The sequence below is a fragment of the Sediminivirga luteola genome, from assembly GCF_014639315.1.
GTDB lineage: Bacteria > Actinomycetota > Actinomycetes > Actinomycetales > Brevibacteriaceae > Sediminivirga > Sediminivirga luteola.
Map to the genome: position 1 here is coordinate 41,824 of NZ_BMFY01000011.1, position 23,003 is coordinate 64,826.

Annotated in this window: 20 protein-coding genes and 2 tRNA genes; 9 read left to right on the forward strand and 13 right to left on the reverse strand. The window is 69.9% G+C overall.

From position 1 onward, the window contains the following. Window positions 1–7 precede the first annotated feature (7 nt). From IEW13_RS12285 to IEW13_RS12300, 4 genes are all read right to left on the reverse strand, one after another. Window positions 8–637, reverse strand: coding sequence for an ATP-dependent Clp protease proteolytic subunit (locus IEW13_RS12285; protein WP_188551290.1), 630 nt, complete (start codon window positions 635–637; stop codon window positions 8–10). Window positions 638–745: 108 nt separating this feature from the next. After that, the gene (locus tag IEW13_RS12290) at window positions 746–1,360 is read right to left on the reverse strand and encodes an ATP-dependent Clp protease proteolytic subunit (RefSeq protein ID WP_308420823.1); all 615 of its coding nucleotides are present in this window, start codon (window positions 1,358–1,360) and stop codon (window positions 746–748) included. 303 nt (window positions 1,361–1,663) lie between these two features. Next, a complete protein-coding gene (gene tig / locus IEW13_RS12295; protein WP_188551215.1) occupies window positions 1,664–3,100 on the reverse strand; it encodes a trigger factor in 1,437 nt (478 codons plus the stop codon). Window positions 3,101–3,256: 156 nt separating this feature from the next. Next, window positions 3,257–3,330 (reverse strand) — tRNA-Pro (locus tag IEW13_RS12300). 195 nt (window positions 3,331–3,525) lie between these two features. On the opposite strand from IEW13_RS12300, the gene IEW13_RS12305 reads away from it, so the two are divergent. The 5 genes from IEW13_RS12305 (at window position 3,526) to IEW13_RS12325 (ending at window position 8,597) form a co-directional block, all read left to right on the forward strand. Next, window positions 3,526–3,599 (forward strand) — tRNA-Gly (locus tag IEW13_RS12305). Window positions 3,600–4,010: 411 nt separating this feature from the next. Beyond that, window positions 4,011–4,604 (forward strand): TetR/AcrR family transcriptional regulator, encoded by a 594-nt coding sequence (locus tag IEW13_RS12310; protein WP_188551216.1) that lies wholly within the window; start codon window positions 4,011–4,013, stop codon window positions 4,602–4,604. Then, window positions 4,601–5,935 (forward strand): cytosine permease, encoded by a 1,335-nt coding sequence (locus IEW13_RS12315; protein ID WP_188551217.1) that lies wholly within the window; start codon window positions 4,601–4,603, stop codon window positions 5,933–5,935. The genes IEW13_RS12310 and IEW13_RS12315 overlap by 4 nt, the downstream gene beginning before the upstream one ends. Continuing rightward, window positions 5,932–7,053 (forward strand): S-methyl thiohydantoin desulfurase family protein, encoded by a 1,122-nt coding sequence (locus tag IEW13_RS12320; protein ID WP_188551218.1) that lies wholly within the window; start codon window positions 5,932–5,934, stop codon window positions 7,051–7,053. The genes IEW13_RS12315 and IEW13_RS12320 overlap by 4 nt, the downstream gene beginning before the upstream one ends. Next, the gene (locus tag IEW13_RS12325) at window positions 7,050–8,597 is read left to right on the forward strand and encodes a hydantoinase/oxoprolinase N-terminal domain-containing protein (protein ID WP_188551219.1); all 1,548 of its coding nucleotides are present in this window, start codon (window positions 7,050–7,052) and stop codon (window positions 8,595–8,597) included. The genes IEW13_RS12320 and IEW13_RS12325 overlap by 4 nt, the downstream gene beginning before the upstream one ends. Window positions 8,598–8,615: 18 nt before the next feature. Here the strand turns inward: IEW13_RS12325 and IEW13_RS12330 are convergent, their stop codons facing one another. Together IEW13_RS12330 and IEW13_RS12335 are read right to left on the reverse strand one after the other, a co-directional pair. Beyond that, complete coding sequence (locus IEW13_RS12330; protein ID WP_188551220.1) at window positions 8,616–9,074, reverse strand: ribose-5-phosphate isomerase; 459 nt, start codon at window positions 9,072–9,074, stop codon at window positions 8,616–8,618. A gap of 56 nt (window positions 9,075–9,130) precedes the next feature. Then, on the reverse strand, window positions 9,131–9,733 hold the full coding sequence (locus IEW13_RS12335) for a mycothiol-dependent nitroreductase Rv2466c family protein (protein ID WP_188551221.1): 603 nt from the start codon (window positions 9,731–9,733) through the stop codon (window positions 9,131–9,133). A gap of 193 nt (window positions 9,734–9,926) precedes the next feature. Here IEW13_RS12335 and pepN point away from each other — a divergent pair, with 193 nt between their 5' ends. The 3 genes from pepN to IEW13_RS12350 all read left to right on the forward strand — a co-directional run bounded on the left by pepN (window position 9,927) and on the right by IEW13_RS12350 (window position 14,078). After that, window positions 9,927–12,482, forward strand: coding sequence for an aminopeptidase N (gene pepN, locus IEW13_RS12340; protein WP_188551222.1), 2,556 nt, complete (start codon window positions 9,927–9,929; stop codon window positions 12,480–12,482). A 58-nt stretch (window positions 12,483–12,540) separates the two neighbouring features. Continuing rightward, window positions 12,541–13,509, forward strand: a complete 969-nt coding sequence (locus IEW13_RS12345; protein WP_188551223.1) for a mechanosensitive ion channel family protein — start codon at window positions 12,541–12,543, stop codon at window positions 13,507–13,509. 98 nt (window positions 13,510–13,607) lie between these two features. Continuing rightward, window positions 13,608–14,078 (forward strand): globin, encoded by a 471-nt coding sequence (locus IEW13_RS12350; RefSeq protein ID WP_188551224.1) that lies wholly within the window; start codon window positions 13,608–13,610, stop codon window positions 14,076–14,078. A 78-nt stretch (window positions 14,079–14,156) separates the two neighbouring features. Here IEW13_RS12350 and IEW13_RS12355 read toward each other — a convergent pair whose 3' ends face one another. Together IEW13_RS12355 and IEW13_RS12360 are read right to left on the reverse strand one after the other, a co-directional pair. Next, window positions 14,157–14,825 (reverse strand): DUF8185 domain-containing protein, encoded by a 669-nt coding sequence (locus IEW13_RS12355; RefSeq protein WP_188551225.1) that lies wholly within the window; start codon window positions 14,823–14,825, stop codon window positions 14,157–14,159. Next, complete coding sequence (locus tag IEW13_RS12360) at window positions 14,825–15,376, reverse strand: acyl-CoA thioesterase (RefSeq protein ID WP_188551226.1); 552 nt, start codon at window positions 15,374–15,376, stop codon at window positions 14,825–14,827. The genes IEW13_RS12355 and IEW13_RS12360 overlap by 1 nt, the downstream gene beginning before the upstream one ends. A gap of 95 nt (window positions 15,377–15,471) precedes the next feature. On the opposite strand from IEW13_RS12360, the gene IEW13_RS12365 reads away from it, so the two are divergent. Further along, complete coding sequence (locus tag IEW13_RS12365) at window positions 15,472–16,350, forward strand: acyl-CoA thioesterase (protein WP_188551227.1); 879 nt, start codon at window positions 15,472–15,474, stop codon at window positions 16,348–16,350. Between the two features lie 28 nt (window positions 16,351–16,378). On the opposite strand, the gene ettA is transcribed toward IEW13_RS12365, so the two are convergent. The 5 genes from ettA to IEW13_RS12390 form a co-directional block, all read right to left on the reverse strand. After that, the gene (ettA, locus tag IEW13_RS12370) at window positions 16,379–18,061 is read right to left on the reverse strand and encodes an energy-dependent translational throttle protein EttA (protein WP_188551228.1); all 1,683 of its coding nucleotides are present in this window, start codon (window positions 18,059–18,061) and stop codon (window positions 16,379–16,381) included. 115 nt (window positions 18,062–18,176) lie between these two features. Continuing rightward, entirely contained in the window at window positions 18,177–18,734 is a 558-nt protein-coding gene (locus tag IEW13_RS12375) for a DUF6993 domain-containing protein (RefSeq protein ID WP_188551229.1), read from the reverse strand. A gap of 148 nt (window positions 18,735–18,882) precedes the next feature. After that, entirely contained in the window at window positions 18,883–19,452 is a 570-nt protein-coding gene (locus IEW13_RS12380; RefSeq protein WP_188551230.1) for a single-stranded DNA-binding protein, read from the reverse strand. A 106-nt stretch (window positions 19,453–19,558) separates the two neighbouring features. Further along, on the reverse strand, window positions 19,559–21,253 hold the full coding sequence (locus tag IEW13_RS12385; RefSeq protein ID WP_229745135.1) for a GTPase: 1,695 nt from the start codon (window positions 21,251–21,253) through the stop codon (window positions 19,559–19,561). Next, on the reverse strand, window positions 21,250–22,980 hold the full coding sequence (locus IEW13_RS12390) for a GTPase domain-containing protein (protein ID WP_188551231.1): 1,731 nt from the start codon (window positions 22,978–22,980) through the stop codon (window positions 21,250–21,252). Before IEW13_RS12390 ends, IEW13_RS12385 begins: the two co-directional genes overlap by 4 nt. Between the last annotated feature and the right edge of the window lie 23 nt (window positions 22,981–23,003).

Genomic DNA, 23,003 nt, shown 5'->3' on the forward strand with positions numbered 1-23,003 from the left:
GATGCCGTCACACCGCCTTGCGCGAGCTGAGCACCTGGTCGACGAGTCCGTATTCCTTCGCCTGCTCCGCGGTCAGGAACAGATCGCGCTCGATGTCGGTGGAGATCTGCGAGGCCTCCTTGTTGGAGTGCTTCGCGAGGGTCTCCTCCAGCCAGGTGCGCATGCGCAGCACTTCGGCGGCCTGGATCTCGATGTCCGAGGCCTGACCCTGGCCCTGGCCCTGCATCGCCGGCTGATGGATGAGCACGCGGGCATTGGGCAGCGCGAGCCGCTTGCCCGGCGTGCCGGCGGCCAGCAGCACGGCCGCGGCCGAGGCGGCCTGACCCAGGCACACCGTCTGGATCTGCGGCTTGATGTACTGCATGGTGTCGTAGATCGCCGTCAGCGCGGTGAAGGAGCCGCCGGGCGAGTTGATGTAGAGGGTGATGTCCCGGTCCGGGTCCTGGCTTTCCAGGACCAGCAGCTGGGCCATCACGTCATCGGCGCTGGTGTCGTCCACCTGCACGCCGAGGAAGATCACCCGGTCCTCGAACAGCTTGGTGTACGGGTCCTGGCGCTTGAAGCCGTAGGGCGTGCGCTCCTCGAACTGCGGCATGACGTAGCGGGACTGGGGCATCAGGTCCGGGCGGGCCATCATCGAACCGCCGGCGGAGTACGCGGCCTGGGGGCCGTACGGGGTGTAGGTCATCTGCGTGCGCTCTTTCTGCTTGTGAACCGTGCGGGAGTGGGAGCGTTGAAGGACCGGTCAGCTGGAGCTGCGGTCGACGTCCGCCTCGCGGCTGACCACCTTGTCGATGAAGCCGTACTCCAGCGCCTCGGAGGCCGTGAACCAGTGATCGCGGTCGTTGTCCTTGAGGATCTGCTCCAGGGACTTGCCGGTCTGCTCCGCCGTCAGCTCCGCCATCTGCCGCTTCATGTGCAGGATGAGCTCGGCCTGGATCTTGATATCGGTCGCGGTGCCGCCGATGCCGCCCAGCGGCTGGTGCATCAGGATCCGCGCGTGCGGGGTGGCGTAGCGCTTGCCCTTGGCGCCCGAGGAGAGCAGGAACTGGCCCATCGAGGCGGCCATGCCCATGGCCACGGTCCCGACGTCGGGTTTGATGAACTGCATCGTGTCGTAGATCGCCATGCCGGCCGTGACCGAACCGCCCGGCGAGTTGATGTAGAGCCAGATGTCGCGATCGGGGTCTTCCGCCGCCAGCAGCATCAGCTGCGCGCAGATGGCGTTGGCATTGTCGTCGCGCACTTCGGAGCCGAGCCAGATGATGCGCTCACGCAGCAGCCGGCTGTAGATCTGATCGTCCAGGCCAAGCGCCCGCTGGGATTCGCGCGCCTGGGGGCTGATCGCGGTATCGGTCACGTTCTCACTCCTGTGTCGTCTTGACTTTCCTTGGACCTTAACGTGCGCCTCGCCCGGTTTACTCCGCGGCACGGCCGTTTTCGCCCTGAGCGTGATGCCGGCCGGACCGTCGGCGGAATCCGCGGGCGCGGCCCCGGCCGGGCATCCGCCGGCGTGCACAGGGGCCGGGTTCCCAGCCGGCTGCCGGGGCGGTGACGCCGGAACGGGTTGCCCGCATACGCGACAGGGACGCTCCGGCGGATTCGCCGGGGCGCCCCTGTCGTTCGTGACCCGTGTGCGACTGGCGTCGCCGGCCGGTCTGTCTCAGGCCTTGTCGTCCGCCGTTTCCTCGGTCTCGCCGCTGACCTCGTCACCGGCTTCGTCACTGGCGGCCTGCACGGCGGCATCGGCCTCGTCCTCGGCGAGGACCTCATCGTCGGCGGCCGCAGCGGCTCCGGCGGAGTCCTCCACGGCCTCGTCCTCGTTGCCCTTGAGGAACTCCGAGAGGTCCACCGCCTCGCCGGTGGTGTCCACGACCTTCGCCTCGGCCAGCACCGCGGCGAGCGCCTTGTTGCGGCCGACTTCGCCGACGAGCGCCGGCACCTGGCCCTGGCTGTCCAGGGCCTGGGCGAACTCGTTCGGGTTCATGCCGTACTGCTGCGCCGCGGAGATGAGGTACTCGATGAGCTCAGGCTGCTCCACCGTGATCTCCCGCTCCTCCACGACGGCGTCGAGCAGGAACTGGGTACGGATCTGCTTCTCCGTGCTGCCGGTGATCTCCTCGCGGTGCTCCTGGTCGTCCGAGCGGCCTTCGTTGTCGAGGTGGCGCTGGACTTCCTCTTCCACGAGGCGCTCCGGCACCGGGATCTCGACGACCTCCAGGAGCGAGTCGACGAGCTTGTCCCGGGCCTCGGCGAACTGGCTGAACAGCTTCTGCCGGGAGGCCTGCTCGCGCAGATCCGCCTTGAGCTCCTCGATCGTGTCGAACTCGCTGGCGAGCTCGGCGAAATCGTCGTCGGCCTCGGGCAGCTCGCGCTCCTTCACGGCCTCGACCTTGACGGTGACCTGGGCCTGCTCACCGGCGTGCTCGCCGCCAGCCAGCGTGGTCTCGAAGGTGGTCTCCTCACCGGCGCTCAGGCCCTCCAGAGCCTCGTCCAGGCCTTCGAGGGAGTTGCCGGAGCCCACCTGGAAGGACAGTCCCTGCGCCGAGTCGACCTCTTCGCCGTCGATGGAGGCGGTCAGGTCGATGGTGACGAAGTCGTCCTTCTTGGCCGGACGATCCACCTCGGTCAGGGTGCCGAAGCGCGAGCGGAGCTGGTCGAGCTCCTTCTGCACGTCCTCGTCGGTGACCTCGGCGGCCTCGACCTCGACGGTGATATCGGCGAAAGAGGGCAGCTCGAAGCTGGGACGCACATCGACCTCGACCGTGAAGGTCAGCGAGCCGTCCTCGCTGCCGTCCAGGCCCGGGATCTCCTCGACCTCGACCTCGGGGGTGCCCAGAGGCTTGAGCTCGTGCTCGGAGACCGCCTCGCGGTAGAAGCCGTCAAGGCTGTTGTTGACGGCTTCCTGCATCACCGCGGGCCGGCCGACGCGCTGATCGATGACCCGTGCGGGCACCTTGCCACGGCGGAAGCCGGGCACCTGGACCTGGCCGGAGATGGTCTTGTACGCCTGGTCGATGCTCGGCTTCAGCTCGGCGTAGGGAGCCTCGATGGAGAGCTTCACCCGCGTCGGGTTGATCGTCTCGACGGCACTTTTCACTTAGTGGACCTCGCAGTCATGGTCTGGTTCTTGTCGCCGCATCCGAAGTTGCGCAGGCGGCCATTGTCGTCGGCGTGCCGACTGTGCTGCCCGCGCGCGCCGTGTTCGGCGTGCCAGCGTGAGGGCGCTGGCACGCCGGCGCGCGCGGGCTCGCGGTCGGGATGACAGGATTTGAACCTGCGACCCTCTGCTCCCAAAGCAGATGCGCTACCAAGCTGCGCCACATCCCGCGGCACGAAAGCCCATTCTATGCACGAACGAAGGGCTTTGGCATCTTATCCCGGCCGCCGACGGCGGTCGTCATCCACCGTGGCGCCGCTGGCAGCCAGGCCTCCCATATGCCTGATTCCACCTCGCGCGGGCAGATGCGCTATGGTGAACCGGTGGCCCCGAACGCCCGCGTGCACGCATGCGGCAGGTGCCGCGGGGATGTAGCTCAATGGTAGAGCCCCAGTCTTCCAAACTGGTGGTGCGGGTTCGATTCCCGTCATCCCCTCCATATGTGAAGTGCCAGGACATCGTTCCCTCGGTGTCCTGGCACTTTCCTTCTGCCTGGCGCACGGCTGTGCCGGGACATCGTTCCCTGCCGCTCGCCTGTCAGGACCGTGTGCCACGCTGCGCGGAGAACCGTCCGCGATCTGCCGTGGGAATCCGGAGCAACCGCTGGCCTTCAGGCCACCGGACGCCTTGACCGGCTCGTACCGTCACCCTTGCCGCTCGCCGGCTGATGGCACAACAGGTGTGCCTGTCAGCGGCGTGTCCCGCACTGATCAGCGTCCCGCTTGCTCTCGTTCCGCGCACGCCCTCTCCCACGTGCCGCTAGCGTCTCACGATGTGTCACGGCTCTCACCGTCTGCCGGGCGATACGCTATCGTCACTGCCTAACTAATAGTTGTTAGGCAGGTATCGCATGAGCAAGACCCGCATCATCGAGGCCGCAGTCGACCTCTTCGGCGAACGCGGTTACGCCGCGACCACGCTCCGGGATATCGCCGCGCGCTGCGATATGCGCGCACCGTCGATCTATGCGCACTTCCCCAACAAGGAGGCACTGCTGACGGCCGCCCGCGAGGCGGTCGCCCGAGAGCATCGCGAGCACTTCGAGGCCATCGCCGAACGGGTAGCAGGACTGCCGCCGCTGGAACGGCTGCGCTCCCTGCTCACCGCGGTGCTCGACTACTACTCAGACCGCCCCACCCTGGTGCGCTTCCACCTGCGCACCACGGCTCTCATGGCAGAACGGGGCTTCGCGGAGCTGGAGGAGGACTTCCGCGCCGAGGAGGACCTGCTCGAGGAGACCATCCGGCACGCCTACGAACAAGGCGTCGCCGACGGCAGCATGCGCGCCGGCCGGGCCGAGGCCCTCGCCGCCCTCGTGCTGTGCCTCATGGACGGGCTGTTCCTGCAGCTCGCCTACTACGAGCCAGCAGAGCATCGCCGGCGCTTCGAGCTCGTCTGGACCCAAGTGGAGACGGCCCTGGCCGTGAACGGAGAACCCCGATGACACCCCCGGAGAACACCACCGACGCCGTGAAGGCGATCACGACGAACACCGACTTCGAACTCGGCAGCGTCCCGCCTCAGGAACGGCGCGGCTGGCTGGCCATCACGATGATCTGGGTGACGATCGGCATCGACGTCTCCGGCACCATGCTCGGACTGGAACTGGCCTCCGGCATGAACCTGGGACCGGCTCTGGCCGCGACCGTCCTGGGCTCGGTCCTGCTGGGGCTCCTGGCCATCGGATGCAGTTACATCGGCGCCCGGACGGGCCTGACCACCTCGATGATCTCGCGGGCGGTGTTCGGCACCATCGGCGGCCGGCTGATCGCGGCGATGATCGTCATCTCGTCCCTTGGCTGGTTCGCCGTGCAGACCGGGTTCTTCGCCTCGTACGCGCAGCACACCCTCCAGGACGCGCTCGGCTGGAACGTCCCCGCGTGGGTGCTGGCGGCCCTGGGCGGCACGCTCATGCTGCTCACCGCGGTGCTCGGCTACCGCGCCATCCAGAAGCTCAGCCTGTGGGCTGTTCCCCTGCTGCTGGCGCTGCTGGGCCTGGGCACCGTGCTCGCCCTGAGCCGGTACGGCACCTCCGGCCTGAGCCAGGAGGTCGAGGCGACGCTCGGTTTCGGCACGGCCGTCTCCCTCGTGATGAGCATCTTCATCCTGGGCGTCGTGCTGACCCCGGATATGGCGCGCTGGGCCAAGACCCCCGGGCACGCGATGGCTTCCGGGTTCGTCGGATTCTTCCTGGGCAACTCCATCATCGTCGTGGTGGCCATCCTGTTCACCAAGCTGACCGGCTCGGACCAGATCCTGTCGATCTTCATCGTCAGCGGGCTCGGCGTGGTGGCCCTCGCGGTCCTGACCATCGCGCAGTGGTCCACCAACACCACGAACGCGTACTCGGCTTCGCTCAGCCTGACCGCGATCCTGCCGCGCGTGCCCCGCCGGGTGCATGCGCTGGCAGGCGGCGGCATCGCCATCGTCGCGGCCTGCTTCGGGTTCGTGGACTGGTTCATCCCGTTCATCTCGCTGATGGGCACGCTGCTGGCGCCCTACGGCGGTGTCTACGTGGCTTCGCTCTTCTTCCGGATGCGCGCCGGCGGCGATGTCATGGCCGGCGAGCGGCAGCAGGTCCGCTGGCCGTCTCTACTGGCATGGGCTGCTGCCTGCCTCGTCGCACTGGCGACCACCGATCCCTCGGCCGGCTTGGGCTTCGGCTGGTTCACCCTCACCACCATTCCGACGCTCGACGGTCTCCTGGCCGGTCTGCTGTTCCAGAGTGCCCTCAGCCTGGCCACTGCCCGGCGTCACCGTGAGGCGCTCGCATGAGCGGCCTCCAGCGGATCGGCACCGCGGACATCGAGCCCATCGCGCTGGGCGCCACGCTCCTGGGCACCGGTGGCGGCGGGGACCCGCATGTGGGCGCCCTGACCGCACGGCGGCTGATCCGTGAGCGCGGGGAGGTCCCCGTGCGTCCGGCGGAGAGCCTCACGGCGGAGGACTTCGTCGTGCCGATCGGGATGATCGGCGCGCCGTCCGTGGCGAACGAGAGCATCGCCTCCCTGGACGAGTTCACCGGTGTGCTCGACGCACTACGGGAGGCGACCGGGCGGGTGCCGACGGCGCTCATGCCGATCGAGATCGGCGGCGGGAACTCGCTCGTCCCCATCGCCGCCGCAGCGGCGGCCGGCCTCCCGGTGGTGGACGCCGACGCGATGGGACGGGCCTTCCCCGAGGCACAGATGGTCACCTTCCACCTGGCCGGATACGGTCCCGGCACCGCCGCGATGGTCGACCATCTGGGCAACCGCGTCGTCCTCGACGCCGTGTCGGGCCCGTGGTCGGAACGGCTCGCCCGCGCGGTGACCGTGGAGATGGGCGGGACCGCGACGATGTGCGACTACGCCTACCCCGGCGACGTCACCCGCGAGTGCGCGATCCCGGGCACCCTCAGCCTGGCGCATTCTCTCGGGAAGGCGCTGACGGACAACGATGTGCGCGGCGGCGAGCGCCTGCAGGGGCTGTTGCGCCGGCTGGACGGGCATCTGCTCTTCGAGGGCAAGATCGTCCATCTGGACCGCCGCTTCTCCGCAGGTTTCACCCGCGGCGAGGCCCAGCTGGAGGGACTGGGCGACCACCGGGGACAGGAACTGACGATCCGGTTCCAGAACGAGTTCCTCATCGCCCACCGAGACGGCGCCCTCGCTGCCGTCACCCCCGATCTGATCGCCGTGCTGGACCAGGTCACCTCGGCACCGGTGACCACCGAGAACCTCGCCTACGGCGCCCGGGTGCACGTCATCGCCATGCCGTGCGACGAGCGCTGGCGCACCCCGCGCGGCATCGCGGAGGCCGGGCCGGCGCACTTCGGCTATCAGGAGGAGTACCGGCCCGTAGAGGAACTCGCAGGGACGGCGGCCATGAGCACGCGGCAGGAGGCACGATGAGCACAGGAGGGTACCGCCTCGGCATCGACGTCGGCGGCACGAACACCGATGCGGCGCTGCTGGACGAGGATCTCCGGGTCGTCGGCTCGGTCAAGACGCCCACCACGGCCGACACCGGCGAAGGGGTCGAACGTGCCATCGACCTGCTGCTCGAGCGCACCGGATGCCCGCCGGAGGCGATCGCGCACGCCATGCTCGGGACCACGCACTGCACCAACGCGATCGTGCAGCGGCGGGGGCTCGGCCGGGTCGGCGTGATCCGCTTGGGCGCCCCTGCCACGACGTCCGTGCCTCCGCTGGAGGGCTGGCCCGGCGAACTGCGCACCGCCGTCGAAGGCGGCAGTGCGATGCTCCCCGGAGGCCACGAGATCGACGGCCGGCCGATCACCGAGTTCGATCCCGCGGCGCTGGCGCGCACCTGCGAGCGGCTGCGCGGCGAGGTGGACGCCGTCGCGATCACCGGAGTGTTCTCCCCCGTGGTGCCGGAGCAGGAACGGCAGGCGGCCCGAATCGCCGCCGAGCTGCTGGGCGTTCCGGTGTCCGTCTCCGCCGAGATCGGCGCGGTCGGCCTCCTGGAGCGGGAGAACGCGACCATCCTCAACGCGGCGTTGCGCAGCACCCTGGATTCCATGTCCCGCGGGTTCTCACGGGCGCTGCAGGCGCGAGGCGTCACCGCGCAGATCTGGTTCGGGCAGAACGACGGCACGCTCATGAGCCTGGACTACGCCAGGCGCTTCCCGGTGCTGACCATCGGCTGCGGCCCCACCAACTCGATCCGCGGTGCCGCCCACCTGAGCCGGATGACAGACGGCCTGGTGATGGACATCGGCGGGACCACGACGGACATCGGCGTGCTCACCGGCGGGTTCCCCCGGCAGTCCGCCCAGGCGGTGGACATCGGCGGGATCCGCACCAACTTCCGCATGCCCGATGTGCTCGCCACCGGCCTCGGCGGCGGCTCGGTGGTGCACGGCTCCGGCCGGGACCTCCAGGTCGGACCAGGCAGCGTCGGCTACCGGATCACCTCCGCCGCGCTCGCCTTCGGCGGCGAGACCCTCACCGCGACGGATGTCGCTCTGGCCTCCGGCTGGGCTCAGATCCCCGGCACCCGGCCGGTCACCCTGGACGCCGCCACGCTGGAGGCCGCCAGAGAACGCATCCGTGCCGGGTTGGAGGACGCGGTGGACCGGATGAAGCCGGACGCCGCGCCCATCGACGTGGTCCTGGTGGGCGGCGGCGCTCTGATCGCCCCGCCCGAGCTCGACGGGGTCGCCCGGCTGGTCCGGCCCGAGCACGCCGGTGCCGCCAATGCGATCGGCGCCGCGCTGGGCGACATCGCGGGCCAGGCGGAGCAGACCTTCCAGCTGACGGAGACGCCTCACCGCGAGGCCGTGGCCCGGGCCGGGGCCGTGGCCACGGAGCGCGCCGTCGCCGCCGGCGCCCGGCCCGGCACCGTGCGCATCGCGGCGATCGAGGAGGTGCCGCTGGCGTACTCGGCGGGTGGGGCGGTGACGATCAGGGCACGCGCCGTCGGGTCGCTCTGACCCTGATCCGGCGCGGCCTCAGCGGCTCTCGTAGTCCGAGATCTGGCCGATCCGCCGGACGTGGCGCTCCCCGCCGGTGAACGGCTCGGCGAGGTAGGCGTCCACGATCGCGATCGCCTCGCCCTGGGAGTGCTGGCGGGCGCCGATGGAGACCAGGTTCGCGTCGTTGTGCTGGCGGGCCAGCTTGGCGGTGTCGACGTTCCAGGCGAGAGCCGCGCGTGCCCCGCGCACCTTGTTCGCGGCGATCTGCTCGCCATTGCCGGAACCGCCGATGACCACGCCGAGCGCGTCGATCCCGCCGGCCCGGTCCTGCACCACGCCCTCGGCGGCCGCGATGCAGAACGCCGGGTAGTCGTCATCGGCGTCATAATCGTGAGCACCGTGATCCACCACATCGTGGCCGGACTGGGCCAGGTGGTTCTTCAGGATCTCCTTGAACTCGAAACCGGCATGGTCGGTTCCCAGGTGTACGCGCATGGTTCTCCTCGCCGTCTCAATACTCGCTCGCCGCCCGGCTTCTCGCCGGGGAGCGCCTAGTCGAAGATCGGATCCTGATCGCGGGTCCGCTTGAGCTCGTAGAAACCGGGGGTCTGCGCTACCGCGAGCACACCGTCCCAGAGCTTGCCGGCAGCCTCACCCTTCGGGGCAGGGGTGACGACGGGACCGAAGAAGGCTGTTCCGGCCACCGCGATGACCGGGGTGCCAACGTCCTCGCCCACCTTGCTGATCCCCTCGGCGTGGCTAGCCCGCAACCTCTCGTCATAAGCGTCGGAATCCGCTGCCTGCAAAAGCTCTGCCGGCAGGCCGGCGGCGTCGAGCGCCTCGGCGAGCACTTCGCGGTAGTCCTTACGGCCGCCGGGGTGGATCCGGGTGCCGATCTGCGTGTACAGCGTGCCGAGGACCTCCTCGCCGTGCTCGGCGGCCGCCGCCGTGACCACCCGCGCGGGCGCCCAGGCCTTGGCCATCAGCTCCTGGTACTTCTCCGGTAGATCGCGGCCCTCGTTCAGAACCGACAGGCTCATCGCGTGGAAGTGCACGTCCAGATCGCGCACCTTCGCCGCCTCCAGCACCCACCGGGACGTCATCCACGCCCAGGGGCAGATGGAGTCGAACCAGAAGTCAACTTTCTCGGCCATCGCAGCGTCCTCCTCGATCGTGGCTACCGCACCAGGACCGGCACCGCTGGGCACCGGTCTTACGACCCAACACTATCCCGTGACCGGCCGCCGGAGAATTCCCGCCCGAACGTGGGAGAATCGATCCACGATCAGCGTGGGGCCGCCATTCGGCGGCACCGGGACGTCAACGGACGTGAAGGAGCTCCCATCCGTGCCACAGCACAATCTCACCCGTGAGGAAGCCCGTCTCAGGGCAGCCACGGTCGCCGTGGACGCTTATGCCGTCGAGCTGAGGCTCGGAGACGACGACCGTGACTTCACCAGTCGCACCACGGTCACCTTCACGGCGGAGCCAGGGGCCGAGACGTTCATCGACGCCATCGCCGAGGAGATTCACGAGGTAGTGCTCAACGGCAACTCGCTGCCTCTCGACGAGGTCGTCACTCCCGGGCGCATTCGCCTTCCCGGGCTAGCGGAACGGAACGACCTCGTGGTCTCCGGCCGGTTCCAATACTCCCGCACGGGCGAAGGGCTGCACCGCTTCGTGGACCCGGTGGACCGGGAGGTCTACCTCTACTCGCAGTTCGAGGTCGCCGATGCCCGCCGGGTCTTCGCCGTCTTCGACCAGCCCGACCTGAAGGCCTCGTTCGCATTCTCCGTCACTGCGCCGAAGGACTGGACGGTGGTGTCCAACTCCCCCACCCCGGCGCCCCAGGCACCCGCCGGGGACGCATCGGACGAGCTGGCGGTATGGCATTTCGCGCCGACCCCGCGGATCTCCAGTTACATCACCGCCATCGTCGCCGGCCCCTACCGCAGCGCCCACTCCTCGTTGACCTCCTCCAACGGGGACCGCATCCCGCTGGGCGTCTACGCCCGTGCTTCCCTGTTCGAGCACGTGGACGCCCAGGAGATCTTCGCCATCACTCAGGCCGGATTCGAGTTCTTCGAGGACGCCTTCGACCATCCGTACCCGTTCGAGAAGTACGACCAGCTGTTCGTCCCCGAGTTCAACGCCGGGGCAATGGAGAATGCCGGCTGCGTGACCTTCGTCGAGGACTACGTCTTCCGCTCCCGCCCCACCGAGGCGGTCGTGGAACGCCGCACCGTGACCATCCTGCATGAGCTTGCTCACATGTGGTTCGGCGATCTGGTCACCATGCGCTGGTGGGACGATCTATGGCTCAATGAGTCCTTCGCGGAATTCGCCTCCACCCTCGCTGCCGCTGAGGCGACCCGCTGGACCGGCGCCTGGGCCACCTTCGCTTCGATGGAGAAGAGCTGGGCGTACAAGCAGGACCAGCTGCCTTCCACCCATCCGGTGGTTGCGGACATCCGCGATCTGCAGGACGTCGAGGTGAACTTCGACGGCATCACCTACGCCAAAGGCGCCTCCGTGCTTCGCCAGCTGGTTGCCTGGGTGGGTCTGGAGAACTTCCTAGCCGGCGTGCGGCGCTATTTCGCCCGGCACGCCTGGGGCAATACCGAGCTGCGTGATCTGCTCGCCGAGCTGGAGGCCGCCAGCGGACGGGATCTGGGTGACTGGCCCGCACGCTGGCTGCAGACGGCAGGGGTCAACACCCTCCGACTGGACTACACGGTGGATGAGGCGGGCCGGATCCGGAACGCGCGCGTCCTGCAGAGCGCACCAGAATCGCATCCGACGCTGCGGCAGCACCGCATCGGGATCGGCTGCTACGTCGAGGACGACGGGGCGCTCGTCCTCTCCCACCGCACCGAGCTGGACATCGACGGCGCCCAGACGCCGGTACCTGGGCTGGAGGGCGTGCCCGCGGCGGCTCTGGTGCTCCTCAATGACGGGGACTTAGCCTATGCCAAGATCCGGTTGGATCCGGAGTCGCTACGCGCGTGCGAGGACGGGCTCGGCCGCCTGCACGATCCCCTGGCCCAGGCGCTCGTGCGCGGTGCGCTCTGGGACATGGCCCGCGATGCGGAGCTGCCTGCCTCCCGCTTCTTAGACCTCGCCCTGGCGGGACTGCCGTCGATCCCCGACTCCACCGGGCTGCTGGTGCAGATCAGGCAGCTCGTGCTCGTCGCCGAGGAGTACACCGCCCCGCACCGTCGGCCCCAGGTCCTGGCCGGCATCGGCGACCGCCTCGTCACCCTGGCGGAGACGGCACCGGCGGGGTCCGACCACCAGCTGCAGTACGTCCGTGCCCTCGCCCGGCTGGCCTGCACCCCGGAGCAGGCCGGCTGGCTGGACCGGCTGCGTTCGGGCGAGCTGGTGCTGGAGGGCTTCACGGTGGATGCCGATGTCCGCTGGGACCTGATCGCCGGTCTCGCCGCGACCTCCGCGCTGCGGGAGGAGACCCTGGCGGGAGCGCTCGCGGAGGACAACACCGCCGCCGGGCAGCGACACCACCTGACCGCCACCGCAGCCGATCCCTCACCGGGCACCAAACGCCAGGTGATGGACGACCTGCTGCACGGCAACCGCAGCAACGCCGAATCCGCGGCGCTCATCGCCGGTTTCCGCCGCAGCGGGCAGGCCGCCCGCAGCGAGCTGGCGGCCCGCTACTTCGACGACATCCGCGGCGCCTGGGACGCCCGGGCCGGCGAGATCGCCCAGCAGCTGGCGCGCGGCCTGTTCCCTCCGGCGACGCCGGAGGCCCTCGATCTGGCCCGCCGCTGGCTGGACGCCAACGCCGATGCGCCGGCCGGCCTGCTGCGCATCATGCAAGAGAACGTGGACGAGGCCGAGCGCGCCCTCCGGGCGCAGGCGGCGGATCGGCAGGAAGGGTCTTAAGCCGGCGTCCAGCCCGTGTGCGGGTGCCGTCAATCCGGATGACTACAGTGGGGGCCGTATGAATGAGCTGACGAAGACCCTCAAGCAACCCGTCCAGGACACCGTCGAGACCGTCGCTGAGGCCGACTGGGCGTTCTTGCTGGGCACCCCGCTGCGGATCGGGATCATCATCCTGATCGCGCTGACCCTCAACCTGCTGGTGCGGGTCTTCGTCCGCCGCTTCACCGATCACATCATTAGCGGCGGGGCGGCCCGGCGCTCCACGGTCGAGACCAGGGCCAAGCGGACCCGGCTGCGGCAGGCCACCGAGCGGATCATCGAGCAGGACTCGCCGCAGGCGCTGCAGCGGCGCAAGCAGCGCGCGCAGACCGTCGCCAGCCTGCTGCGCTCGCTTGCCTCGATCATCATCACCGTGATCACGGTGTTGATGGTGCTCTCGGAGCTGGACTTCAATCTGGGGCCGATCCTGGCCAGCGCGGGCATCGCCGGTGTCGCCATCGGCTTCGGCGCGCAGACCCTGGTCAAGGACTACCTCGCCGGACTGTTCATGGTGGTGGAGGACCAGTACGGCATCGGCGATGTGATCGACGTCGGCGAGGCCTCCGGAACGGTGGAGGAGGTCGGCCTGCGCATCACGAAGATCCGCGACGTCAATGGCACCCTGTGGTACGTCCGCAACGGCGAGATCCTGCGGGTGGGCAACAACTCACAGGGCTGGGCCCGCGCCGTGATGGACGTCCGGGTGCCCTACGACGCGGATGTGGAAACGGTTAACGAGCTGGTGCGCCAGGTGGGTGCCGAGCTGCGCGCGGACCCCGAACTGGGCGAGAAGATCCTGGAGGAGCCGGAACTGTGGGGCGTGGAGACACTCGACGGCACCGGCATGACCGTGCGCCTGGTGATTAAGACCGTGCCACTAGAGCAGTGGGCCGTGGCCCGTGCCTTCCGGGTCCGGCTCAAGGACAAGCTCGACGAGGCGGGCATCAAGATCCCGCTGCCGCCGATGCCGCTGTTCACCGGCCAGTAGCCGGCACCGGCGGCTACCCTCCGGCGCCGGCACCGCCGGTAGAATCGACTGTGGCGCCCGGCAGCGCCACCACTCGTGATGTCCCAAGGAGCGCCCCGATGTCCTTCTCCCCCGTCCCCGACGGCTTCTACCAGGAGGTCGGCGGGCACGAGACCTTCCGCCGGCTGGTAGACCGGTTCTACGAGGGCGTCGCGGAAGATTCCCTACTGATCGCCATGTACCCGGAGGGCACGGAACTGGAGGGCGCCAAGCACCGCCTGCGGACATTCCTGGAACAGTACTTCGGCGGGCCCAAGACCTACGGCCAGGAGCGCGGCCACCCTCGGCTGCGGATGCGCCACGCCCCCTTCCCGGTGACTCCGGCCGCAAGGGACGCGTGGCTGCGGCACATGGAAGCGGCGCTGGACTCACTGGACCTGCCTCCCCTGCACCGGCAGATCATGGGCGATTACTTTGAGCGCGCCGCCACCGCCATGGTGAACAGCTTCGATGAGGCCACGCCTGCCCCGGCTGCTGAGCCCGAGCCGGGTCCCATCGGCCCCGATCCCGGACGGCGCCGGCTGCTCTGAAACGGGCAGACCATTCCGTGCGGGTCCACAAGAGCCCGCCGCTGGTCGACGGCGCCGGGTCCGGTCCGTGAGGCCGGCTCAGACCGTCTCGGCGCGGCTCAGCACATGGCCCGTGCGACTGCTCAGCCGCAGCCACATACCGTTGCGCAGCACCTTCACACTCTCCGCCGGCTGCGGGAGGAAGCCCAGTCCGCTCATGGCGAAGGCGGCCCCGACCGGCAGGCCGTACTCCACGCGCCGGCCCCACACGTCACTGCGGATTCTGTCGGCCAGTGCCTGGCCCAGCGAGTCCCCGGCCGTTTCCCTGACGGCCCGGACGCCCTCCTCCGCATAGGCCTGCAGGACCTGCGCCTCCAGCTCCCCGGCCGGCTCCCAGCCCGAACGCGGCGGACTCATCCCCGCCCACACCACGAAGGAACGTTGTGGCGGGATCTCCACCCAGTCATCACCCGTGCGGCTCAACCGCGCCAGCCGGTCGGTCATGCCGCTCAGCGGCACCGTGACGTCCCCATCGCCGGGGCGCACCCCGAGCAGGCGCACCATGCGCATCCCCAGCGCCAGCGGCATGGGATCTGAGAGCCCCTTCGGATGCAGGACCGCAACCGTGGCCACGAGCACATCGCCGGAGACGGCCAGCCGCACGGCGCCATCCGGGTCCAGGCGCCTGGCCCGGCCCAGATAGGTGCCCAGATCTGTCCGGGCCGTGGCGTCCAGGCGGAAGCCCTCGAGCGCGCCGGCAGCGGGCATCATCGGCGCCTGAGCTGGACCGGGCCGGAGAGCAAGGGCTCCAGCTGCCGCCGCTCTTCGTCCTCTAAGCGCCGCGGGCGCCCCGTCGCGGCGTCCACGAAGACGATCTCGGTTTCGGCGACCACGGCGATCTCACCGCTTCCGGGAGCGCCGAGCGCATAGCCGACGACGATGCTCGCCGCGCCGATGCGTGAGAGCACCAGGACGATACCGACCGGCCCGGGACGATAGGCCAGCGCCCGCCGGTATTCGATCCGGTGCGAGGCCACGAGGTACTGCGTGTCGTGCGCCCGGGCGGAGAAGATCCGCCACGCCGGGTCTGCGTGCTCGTCCCAGCCGTCGGCGGGCGGTCGCCCGCTGGCGTCCACCGCATCGGTATGGGCTGTGGGCGAGCCCAGGATCCGTACCCGCGCCTCCTCCAGGAGCCGCGCGACGGCCACGTTGTTGACGTGCCCGTAGGCGTCCAGGTCTCCCCAGCGCAGGTCCACCAGCACGCGGGCGCGGGGGCCTGGGGGCAGCACGGCGTCGAAGGGCGAGGGGGCGGGTGTCATATGCTCGATTCTGCCACCTTCACCCGTGCCGCCGGTCCGCCGGGCGCCACGGCGGAAGCTGGCGAGGCCCGCCTGTTCGATGCGAAGGACTCCACGTGAACGACGAGAACACCCGCGATCTGCTGCGGACCCTGGATCTGCACCCGGTCAGCGAGAGCGCCGGACCCGAGGCCGAGCGCTTCTCCGGTCCCAGCCAGTACAAGCCCGACGGCCGGGTCTTCGGCGGCCAGGTGCTGGCGCAGTGCATCGTCGCGGCCACCCGCACCGTGGACCCCGGCCGGTTCATCCACTCGATGCACGGCTACTTCCTGCGCGCCGGGGACGTGGCGGAGTCGATCGATTTCGGCGTGGACCGGCTGCGCGACGGCGGCTCCTTCTCGGCGCGGCGAGTGCAGGCCTACCAGAAGGGCAAGCCGATCATGTCGATGATCGCCTCGTTCCAGCTCGATCAGCCCGGATACGAGCACGCCGCCCCCATGCCGGATGACGTGCCGGATCCGGAGGACCTTCCCGATATCGCCGAACTGCTCGGCCGGGTGAACCTGCCGCATGTGACCGACTGGGTGCTTAAGCGGCCGTTCGACTACCGCCCGGTCGAGGCGCCGCTGTACGGCCGGCCGGCGCCGGAGCGCAGCTCGCTCCAGCGGATCTGGTTCCGGGGCCAGGGACAGCTGCCGGGCGACCGCGGGCTGCACGCGGCGATCCTGGCGTACGCGAGCGATTTCAGCCTGCTGGAGCCCACCCTGCGCAAGGCCGGGCTGACCTGGCTGACACCCGGTTTGCGGATGGCCAGCATCGACCACGCCATGTGGTTCCACCGGCCGGTCCGCGCCGACGAGTGGATGCTGTACGTGCAGGAGTCGCCCTCAGCGGAGAACGGCCGCGGCCTCGGACTGGGGCGCATCTACCAGCGCGACGGCGCCCTGCTGGCCACGGTCGGCCAGCAGGGCGTCGTGCGGATCCCGGAGGTCTGAGGCGGCGCCGGCGCGCCGCCTCCGTGCCTCAGTCGCGGGTGAGGCGCCGGTGCGTGACCCGGTGCGGACGCGCCGCATCGGGCCCGAGCCGTTCGACCTTGTTCGCCTCGTAGGCCTCGAAGTTCCCCTCGAACCAGTACCAGCTGGCCGGGTTCTCCTCCGTGCCCTCCCAGGCGAGGATGTGCGTGGCGACGCGGTCGAGGAACCACCGGTCGTGCGAGACGACCACGGCGCAGCCGGGGAACTCCAGCAGGGCGTTCTCCAGGCTGCCGAGGGTCTCCACGTCCAGGTCGTTGGTCGGCTCGTCGAGCAGCAGCAGGTTGCCGCCCTGCTTGAGCGTCAGCGCCAGGTTCAGCCGGTTGCGCTCACCGCCGGACAGGACGCCGGCCTTCTTCTGCTGGTCCGGTCCTTTGAACCCGAAGGCGGACACGTACGCCCGCGAGGGCATCTCGACATTGCCGACCTGGATGAAGTCGAGCCCGTCGGAGACGACCTCCCACAGCGACTTCTCCGGGTCGATGCCGCCGCGTGACTGGTCCACATAGGAGATCTTGACCGTCTCGCCGACCTTGAGCTCTCCGCCGTCGAGATCCTCCAGGCCCACGATGGTCTTGAACAGGGTCGACTTGCCGACGCCGTTCGGGCCGATCACGCCGACGATGCCGTTACGCGGCAGTGAGAAGCTCAGGTCCTCGATCAGGACACGATCCCCGAAGCCCTTCCTCAGATCCGTGGCCTCGATGACGATATCGCCCAGGCGCGGGCCCGGCGGGATCTGGATCTCCTCGAAGTCCAGCTTCCTGGTCTTCTCCGCTTCCGCGGCCATCTCCTCGTAACGGGCCAGACGGGCCTTCGACTTGGTCTGCCGTGCCTTGGCGTTGGAGCGGACCCACTCCAGCTCCTCCTTGAGACGCTTCTGCAGCTTCGCGTCCTTCTTGCCCTGCACCTGAAGACGTTCCTGCTTCTTCTGCAGGTAGGTCGAGTAGTTGCCCTCGTAGGGGTAGAGGTGGCCGCGGTCGACCTCGGCGATCCATTCGGCGACGTGATCCAGGAAGTACCTGTCGTGCGTGATGGCGATGACGGCGCCGGCGTAGCTCTGCAGGAACTGCTCCAGCCAGAGCACGGACTCGGCGTCCAGGTGGTTCGTGGGCTCGTCCAGCAGCAGCAGATCGGGCTTCTCCAGCAGCAGCTTGCACAGCGCCACGCGCCGGCGCTCACCGCCGGAGAGCACGGAGACATCGGCGTCGGGCGGCGGGCAGCGCAGCGCGTCCATGGCCTGTTCCAGCTGGGAGTCCAGATCCCAGGCGTCGGCGGCGTCGATGGCCTCCTGCAGTTTGCCCATCTCTTCCATCAGCGCGTCGAAGTCCGCGTCCGGATCGGCCATCTGCTCGGAGATCTCGTTGTACCGGTCGAGCTTCGCCTTGATCTCGCCGACGCCCTCCTCGACATTGCCCAGGACCGTCTTCTCCTCGTTCAGCGGCGGCTCCTGGAGCAGGATGCCCACCGTGTACCCGGGGCTCAGGCGTGCCTCGCCGTTGGAGGGCTGCTCGAGGCCGGCCATGATCTTCAGGATGGTCGACTTACCGGCTCCGTTGGGACCGACCATGCCGATCTTGGCGCCGGGGTAGAAGGACATGGAGACGTCGTCGAGGATGACCTTGTCGCCGTGCGCCTTGCGCGCCTTGTGCATTGTGTAGATGAACTCCGCCATGCCCTCAAGGCTACTGCCTCCCGCTGCCACAGGGACAATCACGGCAGGCGGGCGAGGACGGGCCGGGAGCGTCCCTGCGTCGGACGGGCCGCGGGGGTGGCGCCTCCTGCCGGGATCAGTTGCCGCCCAGGCCTCCGCCGCCGTCCTCGCCGGGCGGGGGCTCCTCCGAGGTCTCGATGCTCTCGTCCGGCAGGTGCCCGGCGCCGCCGTCCTCGCCGTCGGTGCGCGGATCGCCCTCCGGCGCTTCCACGCCCTCGGGACGGTCGACGTCCCCGAACAGGCACACCTCGACGCTCTCCACCGAGCGCTGCATCAGCAGGGTCAGATCGCCGGCACGGATCTCCCCGACGATGCAGCCCTGGTCCGTGCGCACCGCGAAGACCTTGGAGGGCACTTCGTTCTCCAGGGGGGACGCGTCGATGGTCGCCTCAAGCTGGTCCGGATCGTAGCCGGCTTCTTCGAGGGTGGAGAAGATCTCGTCGCTGGAGGGGTGGGATTCGCCCTCCAGCAATGAGGAAACCGCCTCACGGACCTGCTCGACCTCGGGAGGCTGTTCCTCCGGGACCGCGGGAGCCGGCATATCGTCACGCGCGCCGCCGAGTCCCAGCAGCTCGCAGGACGACAGTGCGATCGCGCAGAGCGGGATCGCCGCCACGGTCAGCAGACGTCTCACATGTGCTCCTTCACGGCCGAGAATCCAAGGCCCAAGCTTACCGCCTCCGCACCGGAACGGCGGCCGGCGGCAGGGCCTGCTCAAAGTCTGATGAGGCAGGCGGCGTGCGCCAGCCCGTGAGCGCCAGGGCGCGCGGCGGCTGCCCACCCTAGAAGGGTGCCGTGCCCGCGCCGGCCTCCGCCGTCTGCCGCCCGGAGACATCCTCGGGCGAGGCGCCCGGTCCGAGGGCGGTCCCGGATCCGTCCTGCTCGTCCGGCATGCCCGGCTCCCCCTCGTCGCCGGCGGCGCCCGGCTCCGGCCTGGGGCTCCCGAGCCCGTCCCAGCCACCGGAGGACGCTCCGGACGACGCGGAGCGTCCTGACTGCCCGCTACGGGCGAAGTTCACGGTGCCGAAGCGCAGATTGGGTCCGGCCGCATGGGCGATCACCTCGACGGCGATGCCGCTGCGCGTGCCGTTCTCCCACGGACGCACGATCAGCTCGCCGTGCACCACGAGAGGATCGCCCTTCTTCACGCTCGTTCCCAGGTGCGTGGCGAGCGTGCCGTAGGCACGGACGTCGTACCAGCTGGCGTCCCCGTCGACCCAGGCGTCCTGGGCGCGATCGTAATAGCTGGGATTCACCGCCAGCCTCAGATTGGCGAAGGCGCGGCCGTCGGGAAGCGTCCCCTGTTCCGGATCTCCGCCGACGCTGCCGACGAGTGTGGTGATGGTCTTCATTCCGGTGACCTCCTGATGAGAGAACCGCACGGCGGGCGCCGCACAGGATTCAGCTCAGCAGGAGTCCCGCGGAAGATCGAGCGCCGGGCTCTGCTTGTGGAAGGCTTCAGCGTCCGGCTGCCACCTGTGACCTCGCGTCTGCCGGCTGCTCAGCCGGGCTGGCCGGCTCGGGACGCAGCCGCTCCACCAGCCGGCGGTGCCTCTCCACGACGGAGGTCAGCGGTGAGAGGTACGCGTGATCGGCCACCTCCGCGATGACGCCGCGCAGCCGTTCGTCCACCTCCGCCGCGGCCCGGTCGGCGCCGCGCCTGCGGGCCCCCGATGCCAGCAGCGAGGTGATCGCCGATCCTGCGGCCCCTGCCACCAGCAGGCCGCCCGGCAGCACCCACCACAGGACGGAACCGGCGAAGGGCGGCACCCCGAGCGATCCCAGCACGATCTGCACCAGCAGCCACAGGGCGCCCGCCACGGTCAGCGCCAGGAACAGCAGCTGAAGTGCCCGCACCGCACCCCACCAGGCCGGACGTCGCGGAGTGATGTCCACCCGCCCCAGCGCCTCGTCCAGGGTCTCGCCGATCTGCCGCGTACTGGTCCGCGCGGCTTCTGCGATCTCGGTCTGCCAGCTCGGCGGCAGGTCCTCGGCGAGCCCGGCGGCGACCTTCTGGGCGGCGACGCCCACCCGCGCACGATGGCTGCGATTGGTGGACGGAAGGGCCTCACGGCGCAGTTCGGCACGCATCGACTGCTCGTGCCGGCTGCCCAGCGGATCCGGGCCGCTGCGGCTGCGCCAGGCTGTCAGCGGGTAGGCCGTGGCCCGGTGGCTGCGCCGCAGATAGTCCGCGTGCACGGTCGAGGCGATGGCGGGAACTCCGGCCGCCTCGGTCATGGCCTCCACGAGCTGTCCCCGCTCCGCGGGCGAGCCCGCCGCACCGGACGGTACAGGCGCGCCGAGTTCGTCCCGGATCCGCTCAGCCACCGAGCGGGCATCGGCCAGCAGGCGTTCCTGCGCGGCCTGACGGGTCTGCAGCGTCGCAGCGAGCAGTTCGCGCAGCTCACCCACGCCCTCCCGGGTGATCGCGGAGGCACTGCGCAGCTGGGAGGCGGCCAGGCCGTCCTCGTCCAGGAGCGTGCGCAGATGAGCCAGGCATGCGTCCCGCTCGGTCTCGTCCAGGGTGTCGATCTGGTTGAGCACCACCACCATGACCTCGGCGTGACCGGCGAGCGGACGCAGGTACCGCGCGTGCAGGGCGTGGTCGGCGTACTTCTGCGGGTCGACGACCCAGATGAGGACGTCGACGAGTTCGATCATCCGGTCCGACTCGATCTTGTGCTCCACCTCGGTGGAGTCGTGATCGGGAAGATCGAGCAGGATCAGGCCGTGCAGCGCCCGCTGGTCGTCGGCGTCCAGCGCCGACTCCCGCCAGGTGCGGTGCCGCTGTGGCACCTTAAGCCAGTCGAGGATCTCCTCCCCGCCGGAACCCCAGATGCAGGCGGTCGGCAGGGATGTGGTGGGACGTTTGGCTCCGACCCGCGCGATCTCCAGTCCAGCCACGGCGTTGAACAGGGACGACTTGCCGGACCCGGTCGAGCCGGCGAAGGCCACGACGGTGTGGGACTCGCTGATGCGACGGCGCGCGGACGCCTTGGCGAGCACGGCTTCTGCTTCGGCGCGTACCGGTGCCGAGAGCTTGTCCTCCCCGAGCCCGAGCGCTTCGCCGATGCCGTCCATGAGCCGGTCGAGCTCTCCGGCCCCCGTCTGCTGGGCGGCGGCGGTCTCGCGGTTGCTCTCCGCAGTGCTCACAGTGTCTCCCTCACTCGCGTGGCGCTCCGCCGCAACTCGTGCGCGACCCCCTCGTTCGGGGCGATGTCCTCCAAGAGCGCGTGCAACGGGGTCAGGCTCGCCCTGACCGCCTGTCCCGCGACACTGCGCAGGCGGTCCCGCAGCGCGCCGGCCAGCTCGGCACGCACCTGTCCGCCGAACAGCGAATCCAGGAGGCTCTCCGTCAGCGCGGCGGTACCGGCGACGGGGCGAGCGGCGTCACCGCCGGCGGTCTCTCGAGCCGTACCGCTGAGGACTGCCAGCTGCAGCACCGCGGCCACGCCTTTGACGCCGAAGCTCATCACCCGCGTCTTGGCCCTCTGCTCCGCCTCCGTGACGAGGGTCTCCGCTGCCAGCGACCACTGCCGTGCCGCGGCTTCGGCCTCCTCGGTGGTGCTTTCGGGAAGCCTCGCGGCCCCCGGATGCTCGGTGAGCGCCGCCAGGCCGGCACCCCGGCGCTGCAGCGCGCCCAGGGCCTCGGCGTGCAGTTCCAAGACGGTCTCCTGGATCAGCACGGCGAGGTTCCGCCGGATGGCGCCGAGCAGCTGCTCGGCCGCATCGGAGTGACCCCTCGTCCGGGCCAGGCTCGGGGAGATCCCGCGGAAGAACTGTCCCGAGCCGATGAAGTCCTGCCAGCGGGCGAGCACTTCACCGTGCAGCACCCGCCCGTCCACGAGGGCCTGATCGAGGTCACGCTGCGCGCGGCCGCGGCTCGCGTCCACGGCGTCCTTCAAGTCCCGGTGCGCGGTCTCCTGCGCCGAGACGGCCGCGGAGAGTTCCTCCAGCCGTGCCGGCAGCGCGCTCAGCACGGACTGCAACGTCTTCCCGGCGATGCGCTCGCGCGCGTCCGGGCGGGCTCCGAGGCCGAAGAGCCAGGACCGCACCGGCTGTGCCAGCCCCTCCGGGAGCCTGCCGTCCTCGAGCTCGACCTCCGGGATGGTGAACAGGGACGCCGATCCGTGGCCGGCATCGGCCAGCAGCCCGGCCAGATGGGAACGTACTTCGCGGTTCGCCTGCGGCGGCACGCGGTCCAGGACGAGCGCGACCGCGGTACCGTGCTCACCCGCACGGCGCAGCAGTTCCCAGGGCGCCGCGTCGGCGTAACGGCTGGCGGTGGTGACGAACAGCCAGAAGTCCGCCGCCGCCAGGAGCGCATGCGCGCCGGCGCGGTTGTCCTCAGAAGCGGAATCGAGATCAGGGGCGTCGACGATGGCTAGTCCGGCCGGCACCGCCTCATCCGGCACGACCCGCAGCTTGGGCGCCTCGGCCGCGGCGCCGCGGGACTCATCGCCCTCGGGGGCGAAACCGCCGAGGATACGCCCGGAGCGGAACAGTTCCGCCTCGTCCGGATGGCATACCACGACCGGCACGGTCGTGGTCGGGCGCAGCACCCCGGCGGTGGAGATCTCAGCGCCGAGCAGCGAGTTCAGCAGGGTGGACTTGCCTGCGCCGGTGGACCCGCCGATGACGACGAGCAGGGGCAGCGGGGTCCCTGAGACACGCGGCAACGCGTAATCCCGCAGCACCGCACCGAGGCTCTCCCGCGCGGAGAGGGCCTCCTCGGCGCCGTCGACCCGCAAAGGGAAGCGCGCCCGGCTGACGGCGGCGAGAGCGGCTTGGAGGGCCGGCCGCAGCGTCTCTGCCGCGGGTCCGGGCACCTGGGCTCCGCTCACCTGCACGGGCGCGGGTGAATTCTTGGTTTCGGTCACATGTACAGCTTTCCGCAGAACCG

Excerpts from the sequence above, each read along its gene's own strand:
- IEW13_RS12335 (WP_188551221.1), bottom strand. The coding sequence starts at position 9,733 with ATGGCCGAGAAAGTTGACTTCTGGTTCGACTCCATCTGCCCCTGGGCG.
- IEW13_RS12285 (WP_188551290.1), bottom strand. The coding sequence starts at position 637 with ATGATGGCCCGCCCGGACCTGATGCCCCAGTCCCGCTACGTCATGCCG.
- ettA (WP_188551228.1), bottom strand. The coding sequence starts at position 18,061 with ATGGCGGAGTTCATCTACACAATGCACAAGGCGCGCAAGGCGCACGGC.
- IEW13_RS12310 (WP_188551216.1), top strand. The coding sequence starts at position 4,011 with ATGAGCAAGACCCGCATCATCGAGGCCGCAGTCGACCTCTTCGGCGAA.
- IEW13_RS12380 (WP_188551230.1), bottom strand. The coding sequence starts at position 19,452 with ATGAAGACCATCACCACACTCGTCGGCAGCGTCGGCGGAGATCCGGAA.
- IEW13_RS12355 (WP_188551225.1), bottom strand. The coding sequence starts at position 14,825 with ATGCCCGCTGCCGGCGCGCTCGAGGGCTTCCGCCTGGACGCCACGGCC.
- IEW13_RS12350 (WP_188551224.1), top strand. The coding sequence starts at position 13,608 with ATGTCCTTCTCCCCCGTCCCCGACGGCTTCTACCAGGAGGTCGGCGGG.
- IEW13_RS12360 (WP_188551226.1), bottom strand. The coding sequence starts at position 15,376 with ATGACACCCGCCCCCTCGCCCTTCGACGCCGTGCTGCCCCCAGGCCCC.
- IEW13_RS12320 (WP_188551218.1), top strand. The coding sequence starts at position 5,932 with ATGAGCGGCCTCCAGCGGATCGGCACCGCGGACATCGAGCCCATCGCG.
- IEW13_RS12345 (WP_188551223.1), top strand. The coding sequence starts at position 12,541 with ATGAATGAGCTGACGAAGACCCTCAAGCAACCCGTCCAGGACACCGTC.
- IEW13_RS12330 (WP_188551220.1), bottom strand. The coding sequence starts at position 9,074 with ATGCGCGTACACCTGGGAACCGACCATGCCGGTTTCGAGTTCAAGGAG.
- IEW13_RS12315 (WP_188551217.1), top strand. The coding sequence starts at position 4,601 with ATGACACCCCCGGAGAACACCACCGACGCCGTGAAGGCGATCACGACG.
- IEW13_RS12325 (WP_188551219.1), top strand. The coding sequence starts at position 7,050 with ATGAGCACAGGAGGGTACCGCCTCGGCATCGACGTCGGCGGCACGAAC.